The 20,846-nt window shown below is 56.2% G+C and carries 25 protein-coding genes and 1 pseudogene; 4 read left to right on the forward strand and 22 right to left on the reverse strand.

Going from position 1 to position 20,846, the window contains the following annotated elements:
* Positions 1-250 precede the first annotated feature (250 nt).
* Positions 251-973, forward strand: a complete 723-nt coding sequence (locus ABWQ15_RS05320) for a hypothetical protein (protein ID WP_187034926.1) — start codon at positions 251-253, stop codon at positions 971-973.
* 4 nt (positions 974-977) lie between these two features.
* Here ABWQ15_RS05320 and ABWQ15_RS05325 read toward each other — a convergent pair whose 3' ends face one another.
* Genes ABWQ15_RS05325 through ABWQ15_RS05345 form a run of 5 tightly spaced genes read right to left on the reverse strand, consistent with a single transcriptional unit; the run spans position 978 to position 5,289 of the window.
* Complete coding sequence (locus tag ABWQ15_RS05325) at positions 978-1,568, reverse strand: hypothetical protein (protein ID WP_187034924.1); 591 nt, start codon at positions 1,566-1,568, stop codon at positions 978-980.
* Complete coding sequence (locus ABWQ15_RS05330) at positions 1,561-1,830, reverse strand: hypothetical protein (protein WP_187034922.1); 270 nt, start codon at positions 1,828-1,830, stop codon at positions 1,561-1,563. Before ABWQ15_RS05330 ends, ABWQ15_RS05325 begins: the two co-directional genes overlap by 8 nt.
* Complete coding sequence (locus ABWQ15_RS05335) at positions 1,806-3,827, reverse strand: DNA cytosine methyltransferase (RefSeq protein WP_187034920.1); 2,022 nt, start codon at positions 3,825-3,827, stop codon at positions 1,806-1,808. Before ABWQ15_RS05335 ends, ABWQ15_RS05330 begins: the two co-directional genes overlap by 25 nt.
* Entirely contained in the window at positions 3,824-4,390 is a 567-nt protein-coding gene (locus ABWQ15_RS05340) for a DUF7768 domain-containing protein (RefSeq protein WP_187034918.1), read from the reverse strand. The genes ABWQ15_RS05335 and ABWQ15_RS05340 overlap by 4 nt, the downstream gene beginning before the upstream one ends.
* Positions 4,387-5,289: a conjugal transfer protein TrbL family protein gene (locus ABWQ15_RS05345; protein WP_187034916.1), complete on the reverse strand. Its 903-nt coding sequence runs from the start codon at positions 5,287-5,289 to the stop codon at positions 4,387-4,389. The genes ABWQ15_RS05340 and ABWQ15_RS05345 overlap by 4 nt, the downstream gene beginning before the upstream one ends.
* 177 nt (positions 5,290-5,466) lie before the next feature.
* On the opposite strand from ABWQ15_RS05345, the gene ABWQ15_RS05350 reads away from it, so the two are divergent.
* From ABWQ15_RS05350 to ABWQ15_RS05360, 3 genes are read left to right on the forward strand one after another with little or no spacing between them, the layout of a single operon-like run.
* The gene (locus tag ABWQ15_RS05350; RefSeq protein ID WP_187034914.1) at positions 5,467-6,042 is read left to right on the forward strand and encodes a TetR/AcrR family transcriptional regulator; all 576 of its coding nucleotides are present in this window, start codon (positions 5,467-5,469) and stop codon (positions 6,040-6,042) included.
* A gap of 1 nt (position 6,043) precedes the next feature.
* Positions 6,044-6,817, forward strand: a complete 774-nt coding sequence (locus tag ABWQ15_RS05355; protein ID WP_187034913.1) for a sulfite exporter TauE/SafE family protein — start codon at positions 6,044-6,046, stop codon at positions 6,815-6,817.
* Between the two features lie 50 nt (positions 6,818-6,867).
* Positions 6,868-7,509, forward strand: coding sequence for an MBL fold metallo-hydrolase (locus tag ABWQ15_RS05360; protein WP_187034911.1), 642 nt, complete (start codon positions 6,868-6,870; stop codon positions 7,507-7,509).
* Between the two features lie 64 nt (positions 7,510-7,573).
* Here ABWQ15_RS05360 and ABWQ15_RS05365 read toward each other — a convergent pair whose 3' ends face one another.
* From ABWQ15_RS05365 to ABWQ15_RS05445, 17 genes and pseudogenes are all read right to left on the reverse strand, one after another.
* On the reverse strand, positions 7,574-7,912 hold the full coding sequence (locus tag ABWQ15_RS05365) for a DUF3852 domain-containing protein (RefSeq protein ID WP_187034909.1): 339 nt from the start codon (positions 7,910-7,912) through the stop codon (positions 7,574-7,576).
* An 83-nt stretch (positions 7,913-7,995) separates the two neighbouring features.
* Positions 7,996-9,687 carry a DUF8193 domain-containing protein gene (locus ABWQ15_RS05370; RefSeq protein ID WP_353907756.1) on the reverse strand — a complete coding sequence of 564 codons (1,692 nt, stop codon included), beginning with the start codon at positions 9,685-9,687 and terminating at the stop codon, positions 7,996-7,998.
* A 66-nt stretch (positions 9,688-9,753) separates the two neighbouring features.
* Entirely contained in the window at positions 9,754-10,320 is a 567-nt protein-coding gene (locus tag ABWQ15_RS05375) for a DUF6550 family protein (RefSeq protein ID WP_187034905.1), read from the reverse strand.
* Positions 10,321-10,422: 102 nt separating this feature from the next.
* Positions 10,423-10,974, reverse strand: coding sequence for a hypothetical protein (locus tag ABWQ15_RS05380; protein ID WP_187034903.1), 552 nt, complete (start codon positions 10,972-10,974; stop codon positions 10,423-10,425).
* A complete protein-coding gene (locus ABWQ15_RS05385) occupies positions 10,971-11,366 on the reverse strand; it encodes a DUF4320 family protein (protein ID WP_187034901.1) in 396 nt (131 codons plus the stop codon). Before ABWQ15_RS05385 ends, ABWQ15_RS05380 begins: the two co-directional genes overlap by 4 nt.
* On the reverse strand, positions 11,360-11,749 hold the full coding sequence (locus ABWQ15_RS05390) for a DUF3848 domain-containing protein (protein WP_187034899.1): 390 nt from the start codon (positions 11,747-11,749) through the stop codon (positions 11,360-11,362). The genes ABWQ15_RS05385 and ABWQ15_RS05390 overlap by 7 nt, the downstream gene beginning before the upstream one ends.
* A 15-nt stretch (positions 11,750-11,764) precedes the next feature.
* The gene (locus ABWQ15_RS05395) at positions 11,765-12,637 is read right to left on the reverse strand and encodes a type II secretion system F family protein (protein WP_187038137.1); all 873 of its coding nucleotides are present in this window, start codon (positions 12,635-12,637) and stop codon (positions 11,765-11,767) included.
* Between the two features lie 125 nt (positions 12,638-12,762).
* Positions 12,763-13,692: a type II secretion system F family protein gene (locus ABWQ15_RS05400; protein WP_187034897.1), complete on the reverse strand. Its 930-nt coding sequence runs from the start codon at positions 13,690-13,692 to the stop codon at positions 12,763-12,765.
* Positions 13,689-15,080, reverse strand: a complete 1,392-nt coding sequence (locus ABWQ15_RS05405; protein WP_228724975.1) for a CpaF/VirB11 family protein — start codon at positions 15,078-15,080, stop codon at positions 13,689-13,691. Before ABWQ15_RS05405 ends, ABWQ15_RS05400 begins: the two co-directional genes overlap by 4 nt.
* Positions 15,077-15,889, reverse strand: a complete 813-nt coding sequence (locus ABWQ15_RS05410) for a nucleotide-binding protein (RefSeq protein WP_187034895.1) — start codon at positions 15,887-15,889, stop codon at positions 15,077-15,079. Before ABWQ15_RS05410 ends, ABWQ15_RS05405 begins: the two co-directional genes overlap by 4 nt.
* Positions 15,890-16,720, reverse strand: coding sequence for a Flp pilus assembly protein CpaB (cpaB, locus tag ABWQ15_RS05415; RefSeq protein WP_187034893.1), 831 nt, complete (start codon positions 16,718-16,720; stop codon positions 15,890-15,892).
* Between the two features lie 15 nt (positions 16,721-16,735).
* Positions 16,736-17,164, reverse strand: coding sequence for a prepilin peptidase (locus ABWQ15_RS05420; RefSeq protein ID WP_353907757.1), 429 nt, complete (start codon positions 17,162-17,164; stop codon positions 16,736-16,738).
* Positions 17,154-17,375: a DUF6133 family protein gene (locus ABWQ15_RS05425; RefSeq protein ID WP_187038135.1), complete on the reverse strand. Its 222-nt coding sequence runs from the start codon at positions 17,373-17,375 to the stop codon at positions 17,154-17,156. Before ABWQ15_RS05425 ends, ABWQ15_RS05420 begins: the two co-directional genes overlap by 11 nt.
* A gap of 119 nt (positions 17,376-17,494) precedes the next feature.
* On the reverse strand, positions 17,495-17,914 hold the full coding sequence (locus ABWQ15_RS05430; RefSeq protein WP_187034889.1) for a SpoVG family protein: 420 nt from the start codon (positions 17,912-17,914) through the stop codon (positions 17,495-17,497).
* Between the two features lie 34 nt (positions 17,915-17,948).
* On the reverse strand, positions 17,949-18,692 hold the full coding sequence (locus ABWQ15_RS05435) for a DUF3849 domain-containing protein (RefSeq protein WP_187034887.1): 744 nt from the start codon (positions 18,690-18,692) through the stop codon (positions 17,949-17,951).
* 53 nt (positions 18,693-18,745) lie between these two features.
* Positions 18,746-18,880 (reverse strand): annotated as a pseudogene (locus ABWQ15_RS05440) (YodL domain-containing protein); the annotation flags it as partial.
* A 26-nt stretch (positions 18,881-18,906) separates the two neighbouring features.
* On the reverse strand, positions 18,907-20,778 hold the full coding sequence (locus tag ABWQ15_RS05445) for a DUF5057 domain-containing protein (protein WP_187034885.1): 1,872 nt from the start codon (positions 20,776-20,778) through the stop codon (positions 18,907-18,909).
* Between the last annotated feature and the right edge of the window lie 68 nt (positions 20,779-20,846).

The raw sequence follows: 20,846 nt of genomic DNA on the forward strand, positions 1-20,846 counted from the left end.
GAGTTGCCCGGAAAAATAAAAGCGTCATGGCAGGCTGATATGCTGAGAACATATCAGCCCTGCGCAAAGGTGAACATACCACCCTGCACAACCGTAAACGGCACCACGACAAGGCTATTGTACCTTGTTTTTTGTGGCGGCACAAGAAGAATCTTTCGCGCGTGCAAGGGTAGCGGGCAGAGAAGCCCCGCCTTTGCCCGCACTTTTAAGCGCCGGAGATTCCCGACTTCAAAGAAAGGTCGGGGTAAAAATGAACATTTTTCAGAATCCTGAGGATCTGCTGGTTTCCAAGGAAACTGAACAGCCCAGTTCCATCACGGATCTCCTGCTGCTTACCACGGATATCCGGACGAAGCTCGGCGGGGAGGGATATCTGGTGGAGAGCTACCTGTCCCATTTCTTTCAAGCGGTCATCGCTTCCTCCAGTCAGGAGGCTGTGTCAGACGGGTATGAGGTGTCATCGGAGCTGAGAGACCTGTGCTTTTATGCTCTGGATGCAGTCTCAGGAAATTCGTCTGAGCACAAGCACCGCCCGTTCCAACTGACCAACACCGGCGCAGAGGCAGAGGAACATCCCTTTTACCCGGAGGTAAAGCAGAATTTTGAGGAACATTCGGATCAATCTGCACAGCGGTTTACTGTCGTGAACCGGCATTACGCGCTGCTGGCGGAGAAATTCCTCCAATACGCCATGTCCCGGTTCCTGTCGGATAAAAGGGATAGCATCAGCGAAGTTCTCCAAAACGCTGATCTGAACATGCTGTATGACAGAATTTCCGCTGTCGTCGGAGAGCCCCCGATGGAGCGGATTAACCGGATGCTGAAGGAGCAATTTCTTGCCGTCCCTGCTTCCATGGGATTTTCCTATGGGCTCTCCTGCGCCTTGCTGGACAGCCTGGTTTATGAGGACAGCGAGACGGGGAAACAGGTGTTTCAGCTTCTGATGGATGATTGTTCCGAAAAGCTGAAATAAGCTGTCAGTCCTCCGGCACGATCCAGCGCTCTCCGTCGTAGTCCTCAAATTTTTCCGTTGTAACATTCTGCTCGAAATAAATGGCGAGAATACGCTTGATGTCCTCCTTGCCGGCGCGTTTTGTGGAAAAGCCCTGCTCACGCAGGGTTTTTTCTATGCGGTTCAGGTAGGAGAACACTTCGCTCTGCTTTTCATTCCGGAGCCGGATCACCACCAGAAATTCTCTGGACGTCGCCATCTGTACCTGCATCCGGTCGAGCTGGGAGAGATCCTGCTCCAGAAGCTGCCGCACAGCGGGATGGTTCTCCTGCTCCAGCCGTGTCCGGAGAAACTGCTTGTTGTCTTCAAAGTTTTCCCGACTGTTCAGGCACAGAAATTCCAGCTCCGCGATGCCCTTGAGCACGGTCATCAAAGCATAAATTCGGGCCGAGACGCTTTCCTCGGAAAGCACGGAGATGTTGGTGGGCTTGATAATAAAATACACCAGCTCGTCGCCGCGGCTGGTCGCAAGACTGTAATCGGTGACGGCCTTCGTGTTGATGAGCTGACGGGTATATTGTTTTTGCCTTGCGTTTTTCTTTTCTGCCTTATTCATGTTTTCCATACCCCCATTCGTAGACCTGCTGCCTTGCGAAGAAGAAAGAGCAGGCGTTTTTGATAAAGTCGAGGATGCTGGTATCATCAAAACGGATCGTCAGAAACGCGTAGAGAGCCGTGATGACAATGGGCGGCAGGAACCGGAGCTGTGCCAGCGCAAACACAGAGAGCAGCAGGCCCACGCCGATGATCCCGATGTCCCGGAGCTGCCACAGCCACAGCGTCGCCTTGGATTTCAGGTTGTCCGGATAGATGTACATGATGATTCCTCCTTGAATTTGCGTAAAAAATAAGCGACTCCCCGGAGCACATGCTCCACGCAGGGTATCGCCACGCTGTTACCAAGAGCTTTATATCTGGCGCTGTCCGAAGCGCCGGGGATGTCCGTCCAGTGATCCGGAAAACCCTGTAGCCGTTCGCATTCCAACGGGGTTAGCCTTCGGATCAGCTTGCGGATGCGATAGGGATGCACATGTGGTTCGGCTGGCGCACCGCGAGGTTCAGGCGCCCCGGCTTGGCTCGTTTCACACACGAGGTCGGTGGCGTCCTTATACTGCCGGGCGCTCTCGGTGCTTACCACCTCGTTCGGCGCGTACTCGTCGCTGCGCTGCTGGGAAAACACGCAGTGCCGGTCGGTGGCCGTGACGGTATAGCTGATATCCGGCTGGACGCCGATACCGTTCCCGCCGTTTTTGTCCTGGCGGTCGATGATATTTCCGGCAATGCAGTAGGTTTCGGCAGGCGCCGAGTCTTCGCCCGAGTCCGCCAGAAACGCAGACGGCTGGGAGATTAAAGGGACGTTGTTCCCGCCGGTCCCGTATCTCGCGGACATGGTGGGCGCTACCTTGTGCGGTCCCGTGTAACGCGAGTCGATCCCATAATTCTCAAACAGCTCCGGCTGGTTTCCCATGACAAGCGGCGAATGGCCGTGTTCCTGCGAGCGGAGCGTCGCGGCGACGTCTTCGGAAACATCCATGCGGTTGCCGCCCTGGTCGTTCAGGCACAGCACGGAGGGCATCATGCTTCCGCTTGCCGTCGCCTTCAAGGTCGGCGCACATTCCTCCTGATAGCCGATCCCTCCTGCGGACGAACCGGCCCCCGCGCTGAACGCCGCCGTAAACAAAAGCCCGCCCGGATTTCTGCCGCCGCCTCCATCGGCGCCGGCCAGCGTAGGCGCAACGCTTTTTTCTGTAAAAACTCGGCCCTGCTGGGTATCCCATGGCGTTAGGCAGTTCGCATTCTCCTGCTGCGGTGTCTCGGCTATAAAAGTCTGCTGCTTCATACCGGGCTGGGCCTGTATTGCCCCGGACACATCGTGCAAGTTCCGAGCCTCATCGCGCTGATTGCACGCAAAAGCCATGGGTCCGCCCTCCGAAGGTTCCGTTTTTTCTTTTTCTGTGGATACATAGCCGTGCCCGCCACCGCCGCCGCTGTACAGGGAGGGCCAGACGCCCTCGCTTTCATATATCCGGTGGCTTTGTACATCCCATGATGTCAGGCATCCTCCGACCGGATTCCCGCCTGAAGCTCCAGCGCCTGCTTCAGCACCGGGGGCAACTCCTTGCCGCGCTTTCTCGCCCGCCGCAGAATTCCCAGGCAGGCGGTCCTGCTCAAATAGTACTTTTGGGGCGGTTCGGCCTCCAAAATCCGCGACAAGGAAGATGCGCCTGCGCCGTTGCGGGACATTCCAGTATTGAGCGTCGTATACTCTCCAAGCAACGGAGAATTGATCTCCCAATATGGCCCCAGCAGATTGCCATACCCCTCCCGGAGGTCGAGGTACAGATACGGTGTTGTCAGCAACTCGGCAGGTTTCTTCGAGAACCGCCCGGAAATCCTCGCCTCCTGAGCAGGAGAAGGCTCCAGGCACATTTTCCCAGACCATATACCGAGGTCGAACAGCGTCAGCTGGCCTTCCGTTTGCTTTGTCATGCGCTCTCATCTCCTTGATGATCCGAATTTGCTCCATGAACAGGCCGGAGCGTTCGCCCTGAAGTCCGAGACGCCTGCCGTTTGCCACGCTGAGATCCTGGCACGGGCTCCCGCCGCAGACCACATCCACGGGGGTCAGCTCCGAGCCCTTCAGCTTCATGATGTCGCCGACAGGGAGCATATCCGGAAACCGTATTTTTGTAACTTTCATCGGGAACGGTTCGATCTCGCTGGCCCACACAGGAGTGAACCCCTGCCGGACGCCTGCCAGCGGAAATCCGCCGATCCCGTCAAACAGGCTGCCAAGGGTCAGCGGCGCGGTCACAGGCGCAGTTCCATGCCGAAGGAAGGCGTTTCCTCCGGCACAGCCTCCGTTTCTTTTGGAAAATACTCGACGGTTCGGTTGACAGGCCCCATTCGGTCGTTCAGCCGCTCGGCTTCCGCCGCAGCTTCTTCATAAGTGCCGAATGTCATGGGCCTTCCGTCCTGCTGGAGCCAGTTTTCCGCCGCTCCGCAGATTGACGCGGCGCTCCGGCGCGCCAGAACGCCGTATTGCCTTACGGGAGCTTCGCTTTGAATCTGCTCCGCAGACAGGTATCGAACGGGGATTCCCAATCGTGCGGCTTTTGCGATCTCACAGCTCATTCCATGGCTGACGGTGCCGCCGCAAACCCACAGTTCCTCACAGGAAACCAGCACCCGCAGCCCCATCCGGATACCGGCTTTTCTCTCGGAGGGAACGGCATCGTTCAGAATCTGCGGATACAGCAGATGAACGGCGACAGGCGCGCAGCCCTGTTTCATCGCATATCGGCAGGCGGCTTTGGCAAACCGGACGTTGCTTTCAACATCCCCCGCGTAGGGAGAGCAGATATATACCAGCCTCATTTCGCCACCGCCTTCACAATGGTGCGGGTGATGTTCATCGCGGTCTGACCGGCGTAGACGGCGCTCATGAAGTTGGCTCTGGTGCTGGTGTCCAATCCGAACGCTCCAGCGATGCGCGGAATTTCCCCGGCCGCCAGCATCAGGCCAAGCCCCAGCAGGACGTGATCCTTCAGCACCATCAGCCCCGCAATGAGGATGGTAGATTGTAAAAATGCGGTCAGGCACAGCCCGATGATCTGCTTGCACCAGCTCACGAATCCGTCCAGATATCCTCTCGGGACGCTGAACATGTACAGGCTGCCCACCGCGATCTGGATGAGCAGGATACCGCCGCGCTTCAGGTTGGCGAAAAACACCTTGATCACGGCGTAGCCCATCATGATGAGGATAAAGATCAGCATGATGGGATTGAGCGTGCCTCCGATCCCGCCGAACACTCCGGCATTCGCGGCCTGCTCCAGCGCCCCCGCGGAGGACAGCTGGCTGATAATGTTTCCGGCTACGGTGTCAATGCCGGTTCCAAGCCCGGTTATGCCAGCCGTGAAGCTGCTCTGCAGGGAGACTGAGAGCTTATACAGCTCCACCGGCACCGTGGAGAAAAGGCCGACCGCGAGAAAACCCTTGATGTTGTTGAGCGCGGTGTCCTTGATGCTTCCCCGGCCGGACTGGTACTCAATGCCGCACTCAAAGACCGAAACCACCAGCCCGGTCCCGTAGAGCGCCCAGCCAAGGTAAGTAAAAAACAGGACGATGGATTTTACCCATGTCATGTCGAACAGGTCCGCGCCCATGTTGCCCATGGCCGCGAAAAAGTTGCCGAGGAATCCGATCATCTGGCTGTAGATCCAGTCCAGAATCTGCCCCAGCACGGTGTTTGCCACAAAGTCCCATATGAACATGGGAGGTCACCTCCTTCAAAAAATATGGAGCCCGCTTTCGCAGGCTCCAATGCAAAACGATTGCGGGCGCTTAGAGATAGAACAATCGGACATCGCCTCCTTTTTTATTATTGGGTATTGATAAACTAATTACATTAGTTTATAATAAGCATATTATAGTTTATGGAAGTGGTCACAATGGGCACAAGAAGAAATCTGGACTCGCAGACAATCCTGAATACTGCGGCGGAGCTCGCGGAAGAAAAGGGGCTTGAAAATGTCTCTCTGCTTCAGGTAGCGGAAAAGCTGGGGGTCAAATCGCCGTCCCTTTATAACCATCTGAGCGGAGTTCAGGAGCTCTCCACAGGAATTGCGAAGCTTGCCCTCGGCAGGCTGGAAGAAGCAATCCGCGGCGCGGCGGTCGGCCGGTCCGAGGGCGACGCGTTACTGGCAATCGCCCTGGCATATCGGAGCTACGCGAAAGAAAATCCGGAGCTTTACAAGGCAATCCTGCGCTTCCCGGACTGCGGCGACAGCGATGTTCAGGAGAAGGGGCACACCGTTGTCCGGATTCTGTATCAGGTGATGGAGCCGTATCACTTAGGGGAAGAGGAAACGATCCATTTTGTCCGTGGTTTCCGCAGTGCGCTCCATGGGTTTGTTTCTCTGGAAGCGGCTGGATTTTTCCGTGGAAATGGTGCGGACGTCGACGAAAGTTATCGACAGCTTGCTTTTCGGTTGATTTCATCTTTAAGTATGGAAAAGAGTGATTGATATGGGTACTTATATTGCCTTACCCATTGTTGGGTTTGTCGTAGGCTTGCTGATTGTTTCTCTCGGCGGAGGCGGCGGAGCCGTCTATGTTGGGATTCTGACGGTGTTCTTTCACATTTCGCCTGCTATTGCGGCATCAACCTCGCTTGCTACCACGATCCCTACCACGGCGGTGGGGGCGTTTTCCCATTGGAAGGCCGGAAACATGAATCTGCGGTTCGGCATTACAATGCTCGTAAGCGGCGCGGTCGGCTCCGTCATCGGTTCGCTGTGTTCCGGTTTTCTGCCGCAGGGCCTTTATAACAAACTAACCGGAATCATCCTACTTCTGCTTGCCCTGCAGATGCTAATCTCCTTCCTGCGAAAAAAGCACGGCAAAACAGCGGAACAGGACTCTGCCCAAATAAAAAAGGCTAACACCATAAAGGCTGTTTGCTTCGGACTGCTCGGCGGAATCATGTCCGGACTGGTGGGTTTAAGCGGCGGCGGTCCGATTGTCGCGGGCCTGATGATCCTGGGCTGTCCGGCACTGGAGACCGTTGGCACCTCGGTTCTGGTGCTGTTCGGAATCGCGGTGACAGGTTTTCTCGCGCATCTCAGCGTTGGGAATATCGACTGGCAGCTTGTCGGGCTTCTGGCCATCGGCACCATGTGCGGCGCGCTCGCCGGGCCGTTCCTCCTGAAACGGGCGGACAAGAAAAAGCTGGAGAAGGTTCTCCAGCCGGTGCTTTTCATAATGATCGTTGTCATGGGCGGTATGCTGATGTTTAAATAGTGTATATGAACGATCGGAATATTGTTCGCATGCTGATTGGAGGAATATCTTTGAAAATTACCGAGAATGTTTTTCAACTGGAAGCTGCTAAACGCAGCCATGTTTTTTTAGTCAGGACGGATGAAACGTTTTTAATCGATACGGGAATGCCGGGGCTTTCAAAAAAAATATTGGAAGAAATCCGAAGCCTCGGCACTTGCCCCGACGATATTCGCATGATTCTGCTCACACATCATGACGTAGACCATATCGGAAATGCAAAGCAATTGCAGGAAGCCACCGGTGCCGAGCTGTGGGCACCTTCGGAAGACATTCCCTACATCATTGGTGAGAAAAGGCGTCCAGGTGTAAAGCATCTGATTGAAACCATCATAAGGCCGCGAAAATCTGCCGTCAGCGGAACTTATAGCGCCGGTTGGCCTTACAGCGATATACATATTCTGCGTGCGCCCGGGCATACGCCGGGACATACTATTTTTCAGGTTCGGGACATTGTTTTTACAGGCGATCTGTTTAAATTTATCCATGGCCGCTTTGCACTTTTCCCTGGATTTATGAACTGGAATCAGGATGAAGTAATAAAATCACTCTCCATGCTCAAAAACTTGGAATTTGAATGGTTATGTCCTTCGCATGGTTCACCTGTTCACAACGGACCTGAATTGCAGGATTTTCTTTCAAAATTAAAGTGACCAATTGAAATTCAATACCATTTTAAGCAGTCCGGCTTTCTTGGAGCCGGACTGCTTTCATATATCACATCCCAACTACGCTCCAAATATATAGCGGCGCCGTCAATGTAAACACCAGACAGGCGAATAGGATTGCCGGCGCCGCCCACTCAAATTGCCCGTGTTTTCTATAGTCGAAATAAGCCGTGCCTAATTTGGCGAAGAAAAACACGGCCAGAATCAGGTCGATTGCTGGGAATACCACGCTGTTGACAACAGTCTTTATCTGCTGTGACGCTGTTTTCCAAGTGCCTTCCACGGCTCCCGCCACATCGCCGCTTCCCGCAGCATACGCGGTCGTTCCAAAGAGGCAGGTCAGGATGAGAACCACACACAGAACCGCGAAAATACGTTTCGTTTTCATGGATTTTCCACCTTTCAAATAATTTTGTGCAAGAAAAAAGACCGCTGAAGCTCCTGCTCCGCGATCCTTTTTCTTTTCTGTTGCTATGGCTTTACAGGCGTGATGTGCCAGTCGCTCCAAAGGCTGCCCCGTATCGTTACCGAGTCGGTGAGGTTCATGCTGAGCATCCCCGCGGGCGTCCAGCAGTCCTCCAGATAGGTATAGGGCGTGTAGCTGCCGTCCGGCATCCAAATCGGCGTGAAGTGCGTCCGGCGTTTGTAAGTCGAATATTTGTTTGATGCAAACTCAAATTCTGCGTTATATCCGGAGCGCGTCTGTTCCAGTAGCCGCCAGAATGATTGGTACCCGAATTCCGGAAAGTACGTGACGGCGGTCTGCGCGTCCGTCACCGCCGAAGACTGGCCGGTGCTTACTCTGGCAGTCGTTGTCTGGTTGATCCCATAGCCGCTTTTCAGGACTTTGCCCGATGCCGTGGGATCTTTCGCATCCGGCGTAATGCTCATGGAAGCGGTCAGGCTCGCGGAATAAGAAGTCCAGTTAAAGTCCCACCATCCAGTGTCTTCCCAATAGCCGGAGTCCTCTCCTGTGGAAATCCAGACCCAATTCGCGTGCCATGACGGGCACCAGACTCCCCAGGACGCCGAAGTTTTCTGCGTATTATTGGGGACAGGTGACGCGGCGTAGGAGTCGTTCCGGTCATCCGCCACCGGATCGGGTGGATCGTGTCCGGAGAGATCCGTAATTTTTGCGGTGATGGTTCCCTCGCTTGCCGAGCCGCCGCCGTTCACCGACACGCGGATGGTCATGGTCTGCGGAGTGGATGGGGTTGTCCAGCGCACCCACGCCAGCTGGCTGTCGCCATCTGGGTAGTAGACGCCGCCTACGGTGTAAGTCTGGCCCCCAATAGTGAAACGCACTGTGACGGGATTGTTCGGATCGGACTGCCCGCCCCGCACCGTCACGGATGTGATGACCTCCGTGTTGACGCGGTATTCATAATTTGTTGTACTGATCGTAGGCGGTTCCGCTTCGCTGAACCGCACGATGCCAAGGCCAAGTGATGAGATGATATCCGTGTCCGACGCCGCCCTGGTCGTGGAACCGCCCCACGCCGGGTAGCCGAGATCCGGGGTTTCCAAGAACATCGCTAGCGGCAGGTTTTTGTGGCTGAGAGAGACCATCTTGCTCCGCAGGCCGCCCCCGAGCTGCTGATCGAACAGCGCGGCCTCCGTGGCGGTCATGGCGTATTTGACACCGCCGAACGTCATATATGCGATGGGCTCCAGAAGCAGCTTGTACTGCCCGTTGATCAGGACATTAAAGTTCATTCCGGTTAGGTTCGCGATACTCCGAATTACCTGCTCGTCAGTGAAATAGCTCTTGATCGCGGCGATGTTACCGTTTCCTCCGGATGTGCTGATGATCTTGGGCAGAGCCTGAGACGGGTTTACATAAGAATAGTTTCCGGTCCTTGGTGTTAAAGTTTGCCCTCTATTATAAGAGATTTTGCACACCTTTCCAAAGTGCCATATTGTTCCGGCTGGGGTCCTGTTCGTTAAATCGACCGGCGTTGTCACAACCGCATGATCGTTGGCCCGGATGACCGTTACCCGTACTCCCTCGTCGCCGGTGTTCCAGAAATCCGTGTTAGTTCCGTCTCCCATCCCACCTCCGCCGCCATCCACATTCCCGTCTCCGATGGCATAGGCGTTCATCGGCAGGAATACGGAAATCATCAGTACAAACGCTAAAAAAAGGCTGATGATTCGTTTCATGAAATCCTCCTTCCAAACGAAAAAGCACGGCCGAAGCCGTGCTTTCCGTAATATCGTGATATCGAGCTAATTCATGTTGCCGATCTTATTGCCGTTTTCGTACATATCACCGGCGGTTGTTCCCGATGTACCGCCGCCTTCGTCATCAACCCATCCAAAGCCGGGGAAATAAACTTGACCTTTGCTGTTCTTATCTCCGGCCTTCGGTGTCGATGGTTCGGAGGAGGAATTCGCGGTCGGCGTTCCGCCATCGGTTTTCGTTGTCTTTTTACCGTCCGGCGTCTGATTGGGGTTCGTTTTCGCTTCCGACGAAGGCTCGGACGGTTTGGTCACCGGTGCCTGAATGCTCTGGTCCGTGCCGCTGGAATCCCCGGTATCTTCGGCGCCGCCATTCTGAGAAGCCGTGTCCGGCGCGGAAACAACCGGGACGCTGACGTCCGGTGAAGAGCCCGTGGTTTCTGGAGCGGAGATTGAAGGAACCGAGGCATCCGACGCGGCGGAGGAGGCGTTCCCTTTCCCATCCATGGGCGTCCCCGTTCTGAACTGCGCGGCGATAGCGACGACCAGCACAATGCTCAAAACGCCGAGCCCGGCAAGCGTGAGCCGTTTTTTTGTTTTATCTGTCAGTTTCATATGAGATACCCTCCTTTTTCATGTTGTTGATTCATCGACTTTTTTCAGTATCACACAGTACCACAGACGGTTTCGAAAGTCTATGGGGCACGCGTGAAATAGTCAGAATAAAGGCATATATTTTGCCTGTACCTTGAGGCTGATCGTCATGGGCGGCAGGATATTCCCTCCAAACCGCACGGGAACCTCCAATCGGATCACCGCGTCGGCCAGATAACCGTTCGCGTTGTCCGGATCGGACGGTGCCAGCGGCATGTTCCTGAGATTGACGGACAGGTTTGACAACCGAAACTCGGCTTCGTCCCCGGCGTATTTCACATGATATCCATTCTCCTGCCGGAGTTCCAGCAGATTGTCCAGCCGTCCGTAAATATCGCCGTAATCGAGGCTTTCCTCGAAGTCGTCCGCCGAGAGTTGGTAAGCGCCGGAATAGCCCTCCCGCACGCCGTGATATACATTGTCATAGCTGTCATTTACGGTTGAGATCACGGCGGACTGCACCGCGTCCCGCACGCCCTGGGCGATGATCATCAGTCGTATGCCCTCGGAAGCGACGCAGAGAAGCAGCAAAAGCGCCAGCGTCACCGCGATGGTGAGCGGAAAGGCCGATCCTCTATTGCTTTTGAGTATAGCACAGAATTTTTTGGATGTCACTTCCAGTACACCTCGCTTTTGCCCGACGCTTTCGACGTCAGCGTAACGGGAAAGCTCCCGAACCCGCCGAACAGCCCGATATCGGCCCGCACGGAGACGGTAACGGTGAATTCCTCGTTGAGTTGAATCTTTCCGGTCTTCGACCATGAGATGTCCGGCTCGAGGCCGGTCTGCTCGGTCAGCACCTGCGCCCGACGTGCTGTTTCCGTTCCGACGCATCCTTGAATTTCCGCTTCACGGCACAGCTCGGAGGCATAGGTGTCCAGCCTGTTTTTGGTGACAAACACCGGCAGGACGCTCATCGCCACCGCGATCACCAGCATGGCGCAGAGAATCATCACCGCTGTGTCGATATATCCCTCGCCGCGCCGGGAGCGGAGGAGCTTCAGCATAGCTGTACCCCCTGATCAAGCCCGGCCGTTTCCGGGCCATCCTGCACCGCATCCAGCATGGCGTATTCGCCCTCGCCAAGCCCCTTGTCGGTGATGCTCCAGAGCACATGCCCGAGCTCGTCGCTGTGCGACACGTTCTGCTCAGCCAGCCACTGGTCACTCACCAGCCGCAGCGGGTTTTCAAACCGGAGCAGGTATTCCGCGTCACCGGGATTGCAGCAATCCATAAGTTCGTCATACACCAGCTTTACCGAGGCGATTTCCGCGGCCTGTTCGATCAGGTCGGGAGCGGGCCTGCTTTGGAGCTGCTGGATATAGGAGCGGTAGTTGGCCTCGATCCGGTCACGCAGTTTTTTCTCCAATTGTTTTTCATTTTGATCCATACAAAACCCTCCTTGTTAAAACATGGTGCCGAGAGAATCCATGATCTGCACCGCGATGATGACCATATAAGTCAAAAGAAAACACATCAGCATCACGAAGGAAAACACGCGGATTTTTGGCGGGATTTTCTGTGCCCGGCCTTTTAAGCGCTGAAGCTCCAGCGCCTTGAAATCGTGGGACAGCATCTGAAAATACACGGCGCTGTCGTCGCCGCGCAGGACGCCGATCAACCCGCGCACCACGTCGGAAAGCATAGGGGAATTGAACCTTGCCTCGAACCGGGTGAGCGCCGCCTCGTAGGAGGAGGAGCGCATGTCGGCCGTCAGCACGTCCAGCTCATGGGCGAAGGCGGGGCCCGCGTTTTTCTTGTAGGCTTCCAGCATTGCCAGCACGTCCCGGCTGGCCTTCAGGCTCTGCTCCACGGTCGCTACGAACCGGGGCAGCTCGCCTTCGATCTGATCCCGCTTTGTTTTAAGCTGCTCGTCCGCCTTGCGCGCTTCCTTAAAATACGACAGGACGGCGAGGATAACCACCAGCGGGGTCAACAGAGGCAGCAGAAGCAGGCATGGGATCACGCCCAGCAGGATGGCGCCGGATTTTGTCAGGGCGTAGGCTGTGTACACCTCCGGGGTCATGGAATAACCGGCCGCCTTCAGCACATTCGCCATCCGCGCCCTTTTGTACTCGTCCATGCGGATGTGCCTTGCCAGCTTCACGGCGCCGGACATCAGCCAGGCCTCCAACGTTTTGGAGGCTTTTTTGCTTTCCTTGCCCGCACCCAGCATGGCTTTCGCCGCTTTCAGCGTGGGGAGCTTTAGCACATCCGCCAAAATAAAGAACAGTCCAATTACCAGAAGACCGCCAACTACAAAGAGTAAATTCAAAATAGAACCTCCTTTACTGTAAAAATCCCCCTCGGAGAGCAAGGGGGCACACGGGGGGACTGGTCCCGCCCGTGAGGTGCGCCGTGAGCACAGCGAACCATGCAATTTCCGCAGAAATTGTGCGCACCTTATCTTCTGTACTCGATGGGCTTCGTCAGCTTAATGACAAAAGCCGTGGAGATAAAAATGGCGGCCGCGCACACCGCAAGAGTGATCTGTCCCGCCGGCGTGTGCATCAGGGTATAGTACCAATCCTTATTTAACAGGCGCATGATAGGAATGTTTCCGGCCACCAGCATCGCCATGACAATGAATTCCTTCCTCGGCTCAAACACCAGATATTCCAGCTCGGCATTGACGATGCGCATGTCGGACAGCTTACTGACGATGGGCGTCAGAGTGGTCTTCAGGCTCCGGTCATACTGGCAGGCGGCAAGCGCGTCGCACCATTCGTGAAAGACGTCGTTTTCGATTTTCGGCTTCATGTCATGAAGCGCCGCCTCCACATCCGGGCTGATAAGCTTCACCTGCGTGAGAAAACCTGCAAACACGCTTTTCACGGGTGGGTTCAGATATGCGATGCTTTCCTCCACCGCCGACACGATGTCCTCATTGCGCAGGTAGGCCGTGGTAATGATCGACAGAGCCGTTTCCAGCTCAGACGCGACGGCCTTTTTGTAGTGGCCTGCGGTCAGGCGGACATACCAGAGCGGAATAAACATCATCCCTATGGCCATCACCGGCAGAAGGAACACGTTTCCGAGCAGGATGGCGAAGGCCGCGCCCACGGCAAAGCACAGCAGGGACGCCGCGCAGACAAGGGAAAACCGTCCGCTCCGGCCGGTGATCTTGAGGATTTCCTGTACCTCCGAGATTTCCCTGCGGAAAAAGGACGCCTTTTTGCGCCGCGCGGCCTCGTCGATCTCCGCGCGGAGACTTTTGTTCCTCCGGGTCAGAAACCCGAACAGCCCGTCGGCAAACCCCAGCGGAGAGATTCCGAGCAGTAAAAAAGCGCCGGCGATCATGCCGACGCAGGCAATCAGAAGAATGGCGTTCACGCCGCCTCACCTCCCATGGAAAGGATGCGGTTCAGGGTAGCCTGCGGCATCCCGTTTTCGAGGAGCCGCCTCTGCAGGCTTTCCGAGATCGGCTGCACGCTGCCGTGCTCGCCGGTAATGATGAATTTGCCCTGCTCCATGCGGTTCTCGGAAATATGGTACCGGAAAAGCGGGCGGAAGCTTCTTGTGCCGTCCGGCAGGATCTCGCACTCCATGATCTCCATGATGCGGCGCTGTTTGTTCTCCAGCTGCTTGCAGAAGGCCACCAGCGGATAGGCTTCCGTGACGTAGGCCATGAGCGTTTCATCCGACATGTCCACGGCGCGCTTGCACAGCGCGACCATTCTGCGGTAGGCCGCGTCGCAGGAGGTTGCGTGGATGGTGGTCAGAACGCCGATGCCGGTCAGGGCGGCTTCCAGCGCCGCGTAAGCCTCGGAGCCGCGCATCTCGCCAACCACGATCAAATCTGGGTTGAAGCGGAGAGACATATCCAGCAGGCTGGTCTGCGTGATCCGCTGACGCTCGTTCTCGCTGTCGCGGGTCAGGGTGTGGATGACGCTGTTGACCACCTTCCCATTTTCCTGCCGCACCAGAGACAGCTCGCGGGAGCCGTTTTCAATGGTAAAGATTCGTTTGTTGTCCGGCACGGTGGTCAGAAGCCAGCCCGCCAGCGTGGTCTTGCCGGAGCTGGTGGCCCCGGCGACGCAGGTGGAAACGCCGTAACGCAGGCATTCTGAGAGAAAATCCAGCATCGGCCCAGTGGCGGTGCCGCCGTTTATGAAGTCCTGTTTTTTCATGGACTGCGGGTTGACGATACGGATGGACGCCGATACGCCCACGTCCTCGTCCACAAGCGGCGTTTTCAGCGCCGCGATGCGGATGTTCTTCGACAGATGTCCCAGCACGGCGGGGCTGGCGTTATCCAGCACCATGCCGGACACATGGAGCATCCGGCGAACGACGTTGACGGCGTGTTCCGGGCTGTCGAATCGCTCGTCCAGCTTTTTCGTGATGCCGCTGCTGTACTGCACCTCCACGTCGTTCCAGGCGTTCACATCAATTTCCTCGATGCCCGTTCCGAAGATGTATTTGGTCAGAAACGAGAACTCCGCCATCTCGGTATAAAGCGCATCCACAAGCTGCTCCTGTGTCATGCCCTGCACCGTCAGGCGGTAATCCTGCACATATTTTGCGATATACCGCTTGACCTGCGCCTTGACTTCCTCGGTTCCGCCGTCCGTGATCAGCGTCGCGTATTTACTGGAAATGTACTCCTGCACGTCGCGCAGCACCGAACGGAAATCCCGAACTGTTTCCCCGGAGGAGAAGAACAGATCCTGGCTGTCCGTCATGTTTTGGGAAGCTAAAAGATCGGGCCTTCTGCTCATACGCCGAACACCTCCTTTGCGATTTTGGCAATCTCCGAGCGGAACCCCCGGCTGTCCTTGAGGGCCAGCTCACCCAGCAGGTTCCCCTCCAGCGCCAGATTTTCCAGCTCGGAGGAATGCGGAATCTGAAACGCCACGCTGCCCAGCACCTGCTCGATGTGCTCCCCGGCCTGATTGGATTTGATGTCGGAGGCCGCCTTGTATTGCTTGTCAGCGTCCCATTTCTGCTCTTTCAGGAGCGGAAGCTGGCTGGAAAGGTAGCTGACGGACTTCAAGTCGCAGTTCACCAGCCGGAGAACGGAGTCGGCCGACAGCAGGGCCACCGCCGAGAGGACGTCGTGGGCGATATAGCTGCCGCAGTCGACGATGACGGTCGGGGCGACGTCGCGCAGGTGGTCCAGAAGCTCGGCCGCCAGCTCTTGGGTATAGGGCGGATAGGTGAACACATTTTCGCCCTTGAGCATGCCGATGATGGTCAGGTGGCTCGTCTTTTTCAAGGTGACGCAGTTCTGCCTGACGAGGGTGTCGGTGATATGGGCTGCCGCGAGAATACTGCCGAGGGAGCGTTCACACTCCAGCTCGGCGGGCGGACAGACGCAGGGCAGCATGGGAGCCGTCATGTCGCACAGAAGCAGCGCCACGTCGCGCTTGTGGTCGGCCAGATATTTGGCGAGGCGCACGCTGACGGTGGTTTTGCCGCTGCCGGGGCTGCCCCAGACCGCCAGCATCCGGATGTCCGGCTCCGCTTCCTCCTGGGGAGGGGCCGGTTTATTTCGGGTGAAGATGCTCCCCTTCATGAAATTGAGCATTTATTTCCCCTCGCTTTCCGGCGCCTCGGAGCTCGCGGCGGGGGCATTCGTACCGGTGCCTGTTCCGCTGGAACTGCCTGCGCTTTTCGGATATAACGCATCCAGCAGCTTGTCCTGCGTCGCTAGAAATTCATCGGCCTTGTCTTTGCTGCCCCGGTAGACAAGGGATAGATGGATGCTGCCCTCCGACTCCAGCTCCGCCAGGATCTTCGCCTGATCCGAGGTTGCCAGCAGGGTCACGGTGGCGGGGAGCTGCTTTTCCTCGTCCTCGCTGTCGGATTTGCCGGACTCAGTCTTGGTCTGATCGGTGTCATTGCCGGAACTGGCTGTCACGCCGATGACCTCCACATAGGTCAGCTCGGGCGGGATGACCGTGGAGCCCTGCTTTTTGTAGTCCGGGGCGATGACGCTGACGATGTCGCCCGACGCCAGCTTTCCGGACAGCCCCTCCGCAAGGTTCTTGATGCTGACGGAGATGGCCTCCTTTGTCCCGTTCAGGCTGGACAGATAGGCGTTTTCCACTGCCGGAGCATCCGACAGCTTGGCGGAAAGGACATAATCGCCGGGAGCAAGGTCGGCTTTGGCGTATTTGCCGACCACGGAATCGGCTTTTTTCATGACGGCTTCAGGCAGGTTGTAGCCGCCCACCTCCACAGTCTGGACCATGTCCTTGGTGATCTGCTCTCCGCTCTGGATGTCCTTAACCACTCTTACCACGGTGGTCTTTCGCGACACGCTCTGATTGAAAAGCGGCGTCAGCGCGAAACAGATCAGCAAGGAAAGCACGATGCAGACAGCGCCCAGCACCGTGCGGTTTTTTAAAAATTTCATGAGTATTTCCTCCCATCAGAAAAGAAAATAGGCTGCAAGACAGCCGAGAGAGAGAAAGGGCGCGAGGGGATGCGGCATTCTTTCCGTATCCCTTCCGCGCACCTTCCCGATTAACGTGTAAATGCCGGAAATCACCGCAAACGCGGTGAAGCCGAGAATGGCGGCGGCAAGGCTCTGTCGGAAACCCAGCACCAACCCGGACACCGCCATGAGCTTGATGTCCCCGCCCTCAATACCGCCGAAAAACCGGGCGATCACCAGCGGGATCACTGCGATGAGCGCTCCGGCGAGATTTTCCGGTTCAAACGCGAGAAGGCTCGTCAGGGCGATCCCCGCGCAGAGCAGATTCGGAACGATTCGCCTGCGGATATCGCACACCGCCGCGGCGGTCAGCAGAATGGTGAAGCTGACCGCCTGCAGAAGAAGCGGACCGTTAACCGCCATAGTTGAACATGTCCTGAATGCGTTTCTTCAGGGTCGGCAGCACCGTTTCCCCGAACAGAGCGTAGAGGCCCGCCAGCAGCAACGCCCCGATGACGACCGCGATGAGGATTTTGATGGCCGTGTCCACGTAGCCTTCGCCGCTCTGGGAGCGAAGCAGGCCGCGGGAATTCAGGTAGAACATGGTCAGCTCATATCTGGCCTTGTCTGCCATACTTTTAAGGCCGCGTTTCGCGCGCCTCGCCATGGAAACCAGGCCGTTCTTTGTGTTGCTCAGAAATTTCTTCATTTCGCTTTACCTCCAATATGTTTTTTCATAGCAAAAGCGGGGCCTCACAGCCCCGCCATCTTCATACCGGAACCCTGCTCCGGTGCCTGTTCAAAAGGGGGCGTTGCCGCCCTCTGCTGGGTCTGTCCCTGGTTCTGGCTCTGCGTGAGAACCTGATGATAGGCGTCCAGCACCGCCTGATTGAGCTGCTCCCGGAATTCCTTGGTCACCGGAAAACAGATGTCCTTGTACTCGCCGTTGCCCGCTTTGTAGCTGGGCATGGCGACGAACAGGCCCTTGGTGCTGTCCACGACCTTGACGTTCCGGATGGCGAAGCAGTCGTTCAGGTTGATGGACGCGAAGGCCCGGACGCTGCCCTCCGGCCGGATGGAGCCGATTTTCACGTCTACTTTCATCGGCATGGGCTGTTCCGCGGCGCTCTGCGCCGTCTGCGGGGCTTTTTCGGCTGCCTGGTTTTTACTCATGATCGTTTCCTCCTTCAGATTTTTGTGTCTGTGATCATTCCATCTTCATGCCGCCCATGCCTTCGGACGGTTGCTGCTCCTGAAGCTCCGAGAACTTTTCCTTCGCCCAATCGGGCAGAAGCTGCTCTTGCAGAACGCCGGTAAAGTCAGCGCGGTTCCAGCGCGTTTTTTCTCCATCGTTCAGGCAGGTGGCGAACACCGCCCGGCCGGAAGAATTGGGGGCGCAGCCGAAGCCGCCGGTCGCCAGCCAGAGCTGATTCTGCTGGCTCCAGCTGTTCTCCTTCAAAATGTCCGGCGACAGCACCAGAACGCGGCCTTCGTAGCTCAGCTTATCGGAGTCCGGCTCGCATTGGCCGGGGCCGAACAGTTCCAGCGCCTGATACGCGCGGCGGTACTGATTGATGAAGCCATCCAGCACGGCGGGGTGGCTTTCCGCCACATACTCCAGATTGTGGTCTGTAAGGCTGTTCTTATCGGGCGGGATGTACACGCTTTTTGCCCAGGCTTTGTTGTCATGGGAAAAGCGCCCGTCCCATGATTTCTGCTGTACGGTGTTTGCCAGCACCCGCTGAACGCGTTTGAAGCCGTATTGTTCGATCACGCTCTGTGCGCATTCAGCCTTGAGGTGCATCCCGTCAAAATCCCTGCGGATCGCTTCCTCAATGGCGTTTTTGCACGCGATATTCTCCCTGTGGCTCTCACGCCACTGGGAGATCTGGTTCCGGCTTCTTGCTTCCTCGCAAGAATAGGGGTAGATAATCGGAAACTCATCTGACATTGGTAAATCCTCCTTGCTGTGAAATAAAAAAGCAGCCGTTCGGCTGCCGTGGGTCACAGGCTCATCTGCGGGCCCTGCCGCTGTTCCTGCTCCGGCGCCTGAAACGCAATTTCCTTGAAGCCGAAGCGGTCGACATAGTGAAAGGCGCTGCCTGACGCATCGTACAGCTCCACCACGTCCAAGATGGATGCGGCCAAACAGCCGAGAAGTATTTTCAGTCTGTAAGGTCAAAAAATAGCGTAAGAGCATGAACCGAGGTGTATGCTTTATCCCAGGCAAGCCCGTATTTCGCCGTAAGCACCAGTGTCCCTGTGGCACCATTGGGGTTCAATATGCCAATTGGAGTTTTGCCTGTTATATCTGAGGCATAAAGCGGGGTTGTCCGGTTGATCTCCGACCATGTGCCGCTTCCGGTTACGGTTTCCCTGATCACCAGCCCGAAGGCGATATCCGACTTGGTCTGCGCGGATGTCAGCTTGCTCCAGTCCGCATACTTGGACGGCGGCACATCGTTCAGCGTGAGCGAACCGCCTGCGGTCGCGGAAAGGTTCTGAACCGAGACCCGGATGGGAATCGTGGAATTATTGATAATCTGGACATCCGGTGCCGTAAAAGGAGCCACGCTGTTGGGATCGATCACATAGCCGACGCTGACCGGGTGCGTAATGGAAACTAACTCGTCCACATGGTAGGTCGTCACCGGAGAGATGTTTCCGGACGCATCAATTGCCTCGACGTGAATATAGAAGCCGCTGCCGGAGGGCCGTGCAAAAGTGTAACTTCCCATCGTAGTGGTAACCATACCGTTTGGAATGCCTGAAGGGTTATTGTCTACGGAAACTGAATATCCCCGCATGCCGCTTTCTATACTGGTGCTGATGGTGGACGAACTGTATTTCGCACCATCGTTTTCGCCTGTGCTTTCCACATAATACTGATAACCAGTGGCATTGTCCTGCGATGAATAGCTGATCGTGTACTGCGTCCGGCCAGCATTGTGGGTGACACCCAATATCGCCGGTGCGTCCGGTGAATCCAGATCCTGCCCCTTGTGATCGTTCCACGAAGTATCCGTAGTGATCTGGCTCAAATAGAAGAGCGTGTTAGCCGTCACTTTTTGCTCGTCAGGGGTGGCATCGCCATTGCTGTGCCCCGTCTGGATCATGGCGGCATTGCTCCAGCTGGTGAGGTAGAAATTGTTGGTGCCCATGCCCGAGGTGACCAGAGCGCTGTTTGGATAAGTAAAAGGCTGCTGGTAGGTCATCCATATATCGCCGAAGGCCATCTGGTTGGAGTGAGAAAGCGGTACATTCAGCACCGTGCCGACGTCTCCGATCTGCCATGGATAGTTGGTGAGCAAGCCTTTTTTCAAAACCTTGATCTGCGTGTTGCCAAGCACTGTGTAATTGCTGATGGTCTGAATGTCGCAGTAATGGGCCAATTTAAAGAAATTCGGCATGGAGATGCCACTGTTGTCTACCATAGTATCGTGCCCGAACAGCACACCTCTGCCGGTTTTGATGAAAGTGTCGGTAGCGGTTTCCGCCGCAGCCGAAAGATCCTCGCTGGCAAAGGCATCCCATGCTCCAAAATAGAGGGTATCGTACTTATACGAGCCACCCGAATTCTTCAGGTATGCGTTCGGATTGGCGTTATAACTGGTGATGGACACGGTATCGACTGAAATTAAACCCTTGCCGTAACCTTTGGAGTCGTATTGGTTTGGAGTCTCCATCCACATTTTAAGTGACGCCGACTTCGGCAGGGTGTAGTTTTGTCCCGTCCATGTTGTAAAAGTTACGGTGGACGTCACGTCGGGGTAAATGTTCAGCACCTTCACGCTGCTTTTGGAGGGGATGCTCTGAAACGTGGATTCGTGGGAGGACTTGCTGTAGAGCATATAGCTGTACGGCTGGTTTTTGTCGCTGTTGGTCCAGCTGAGCGCGACATAGTTGCCGGACGCGTTGGGCGAAGCGGAAAGGGTCAACGCTGTCGCGGCCGAAGCCGTCACGCCGGGCGCGGCGAAGGAAAACAGCAGCGCGAGCGAAAGAAACGGGACGAAGAGCAGGCGCTTTAAGTGATGCATGAAGAGTTTGACCTCCTTTCCGGGGGGCAGATAGCCGGAAGCGATGTGCTTCCGGCAGCCTGTCCGTT

This window comes from Oscillibacter sp., from assembly GCF_040505565.1.
Taxonomy (GTDB): Bacteria; Bacillota; Clostridia; order Oscillospirales; family Oscillospiraceae; genus Oscillibacter.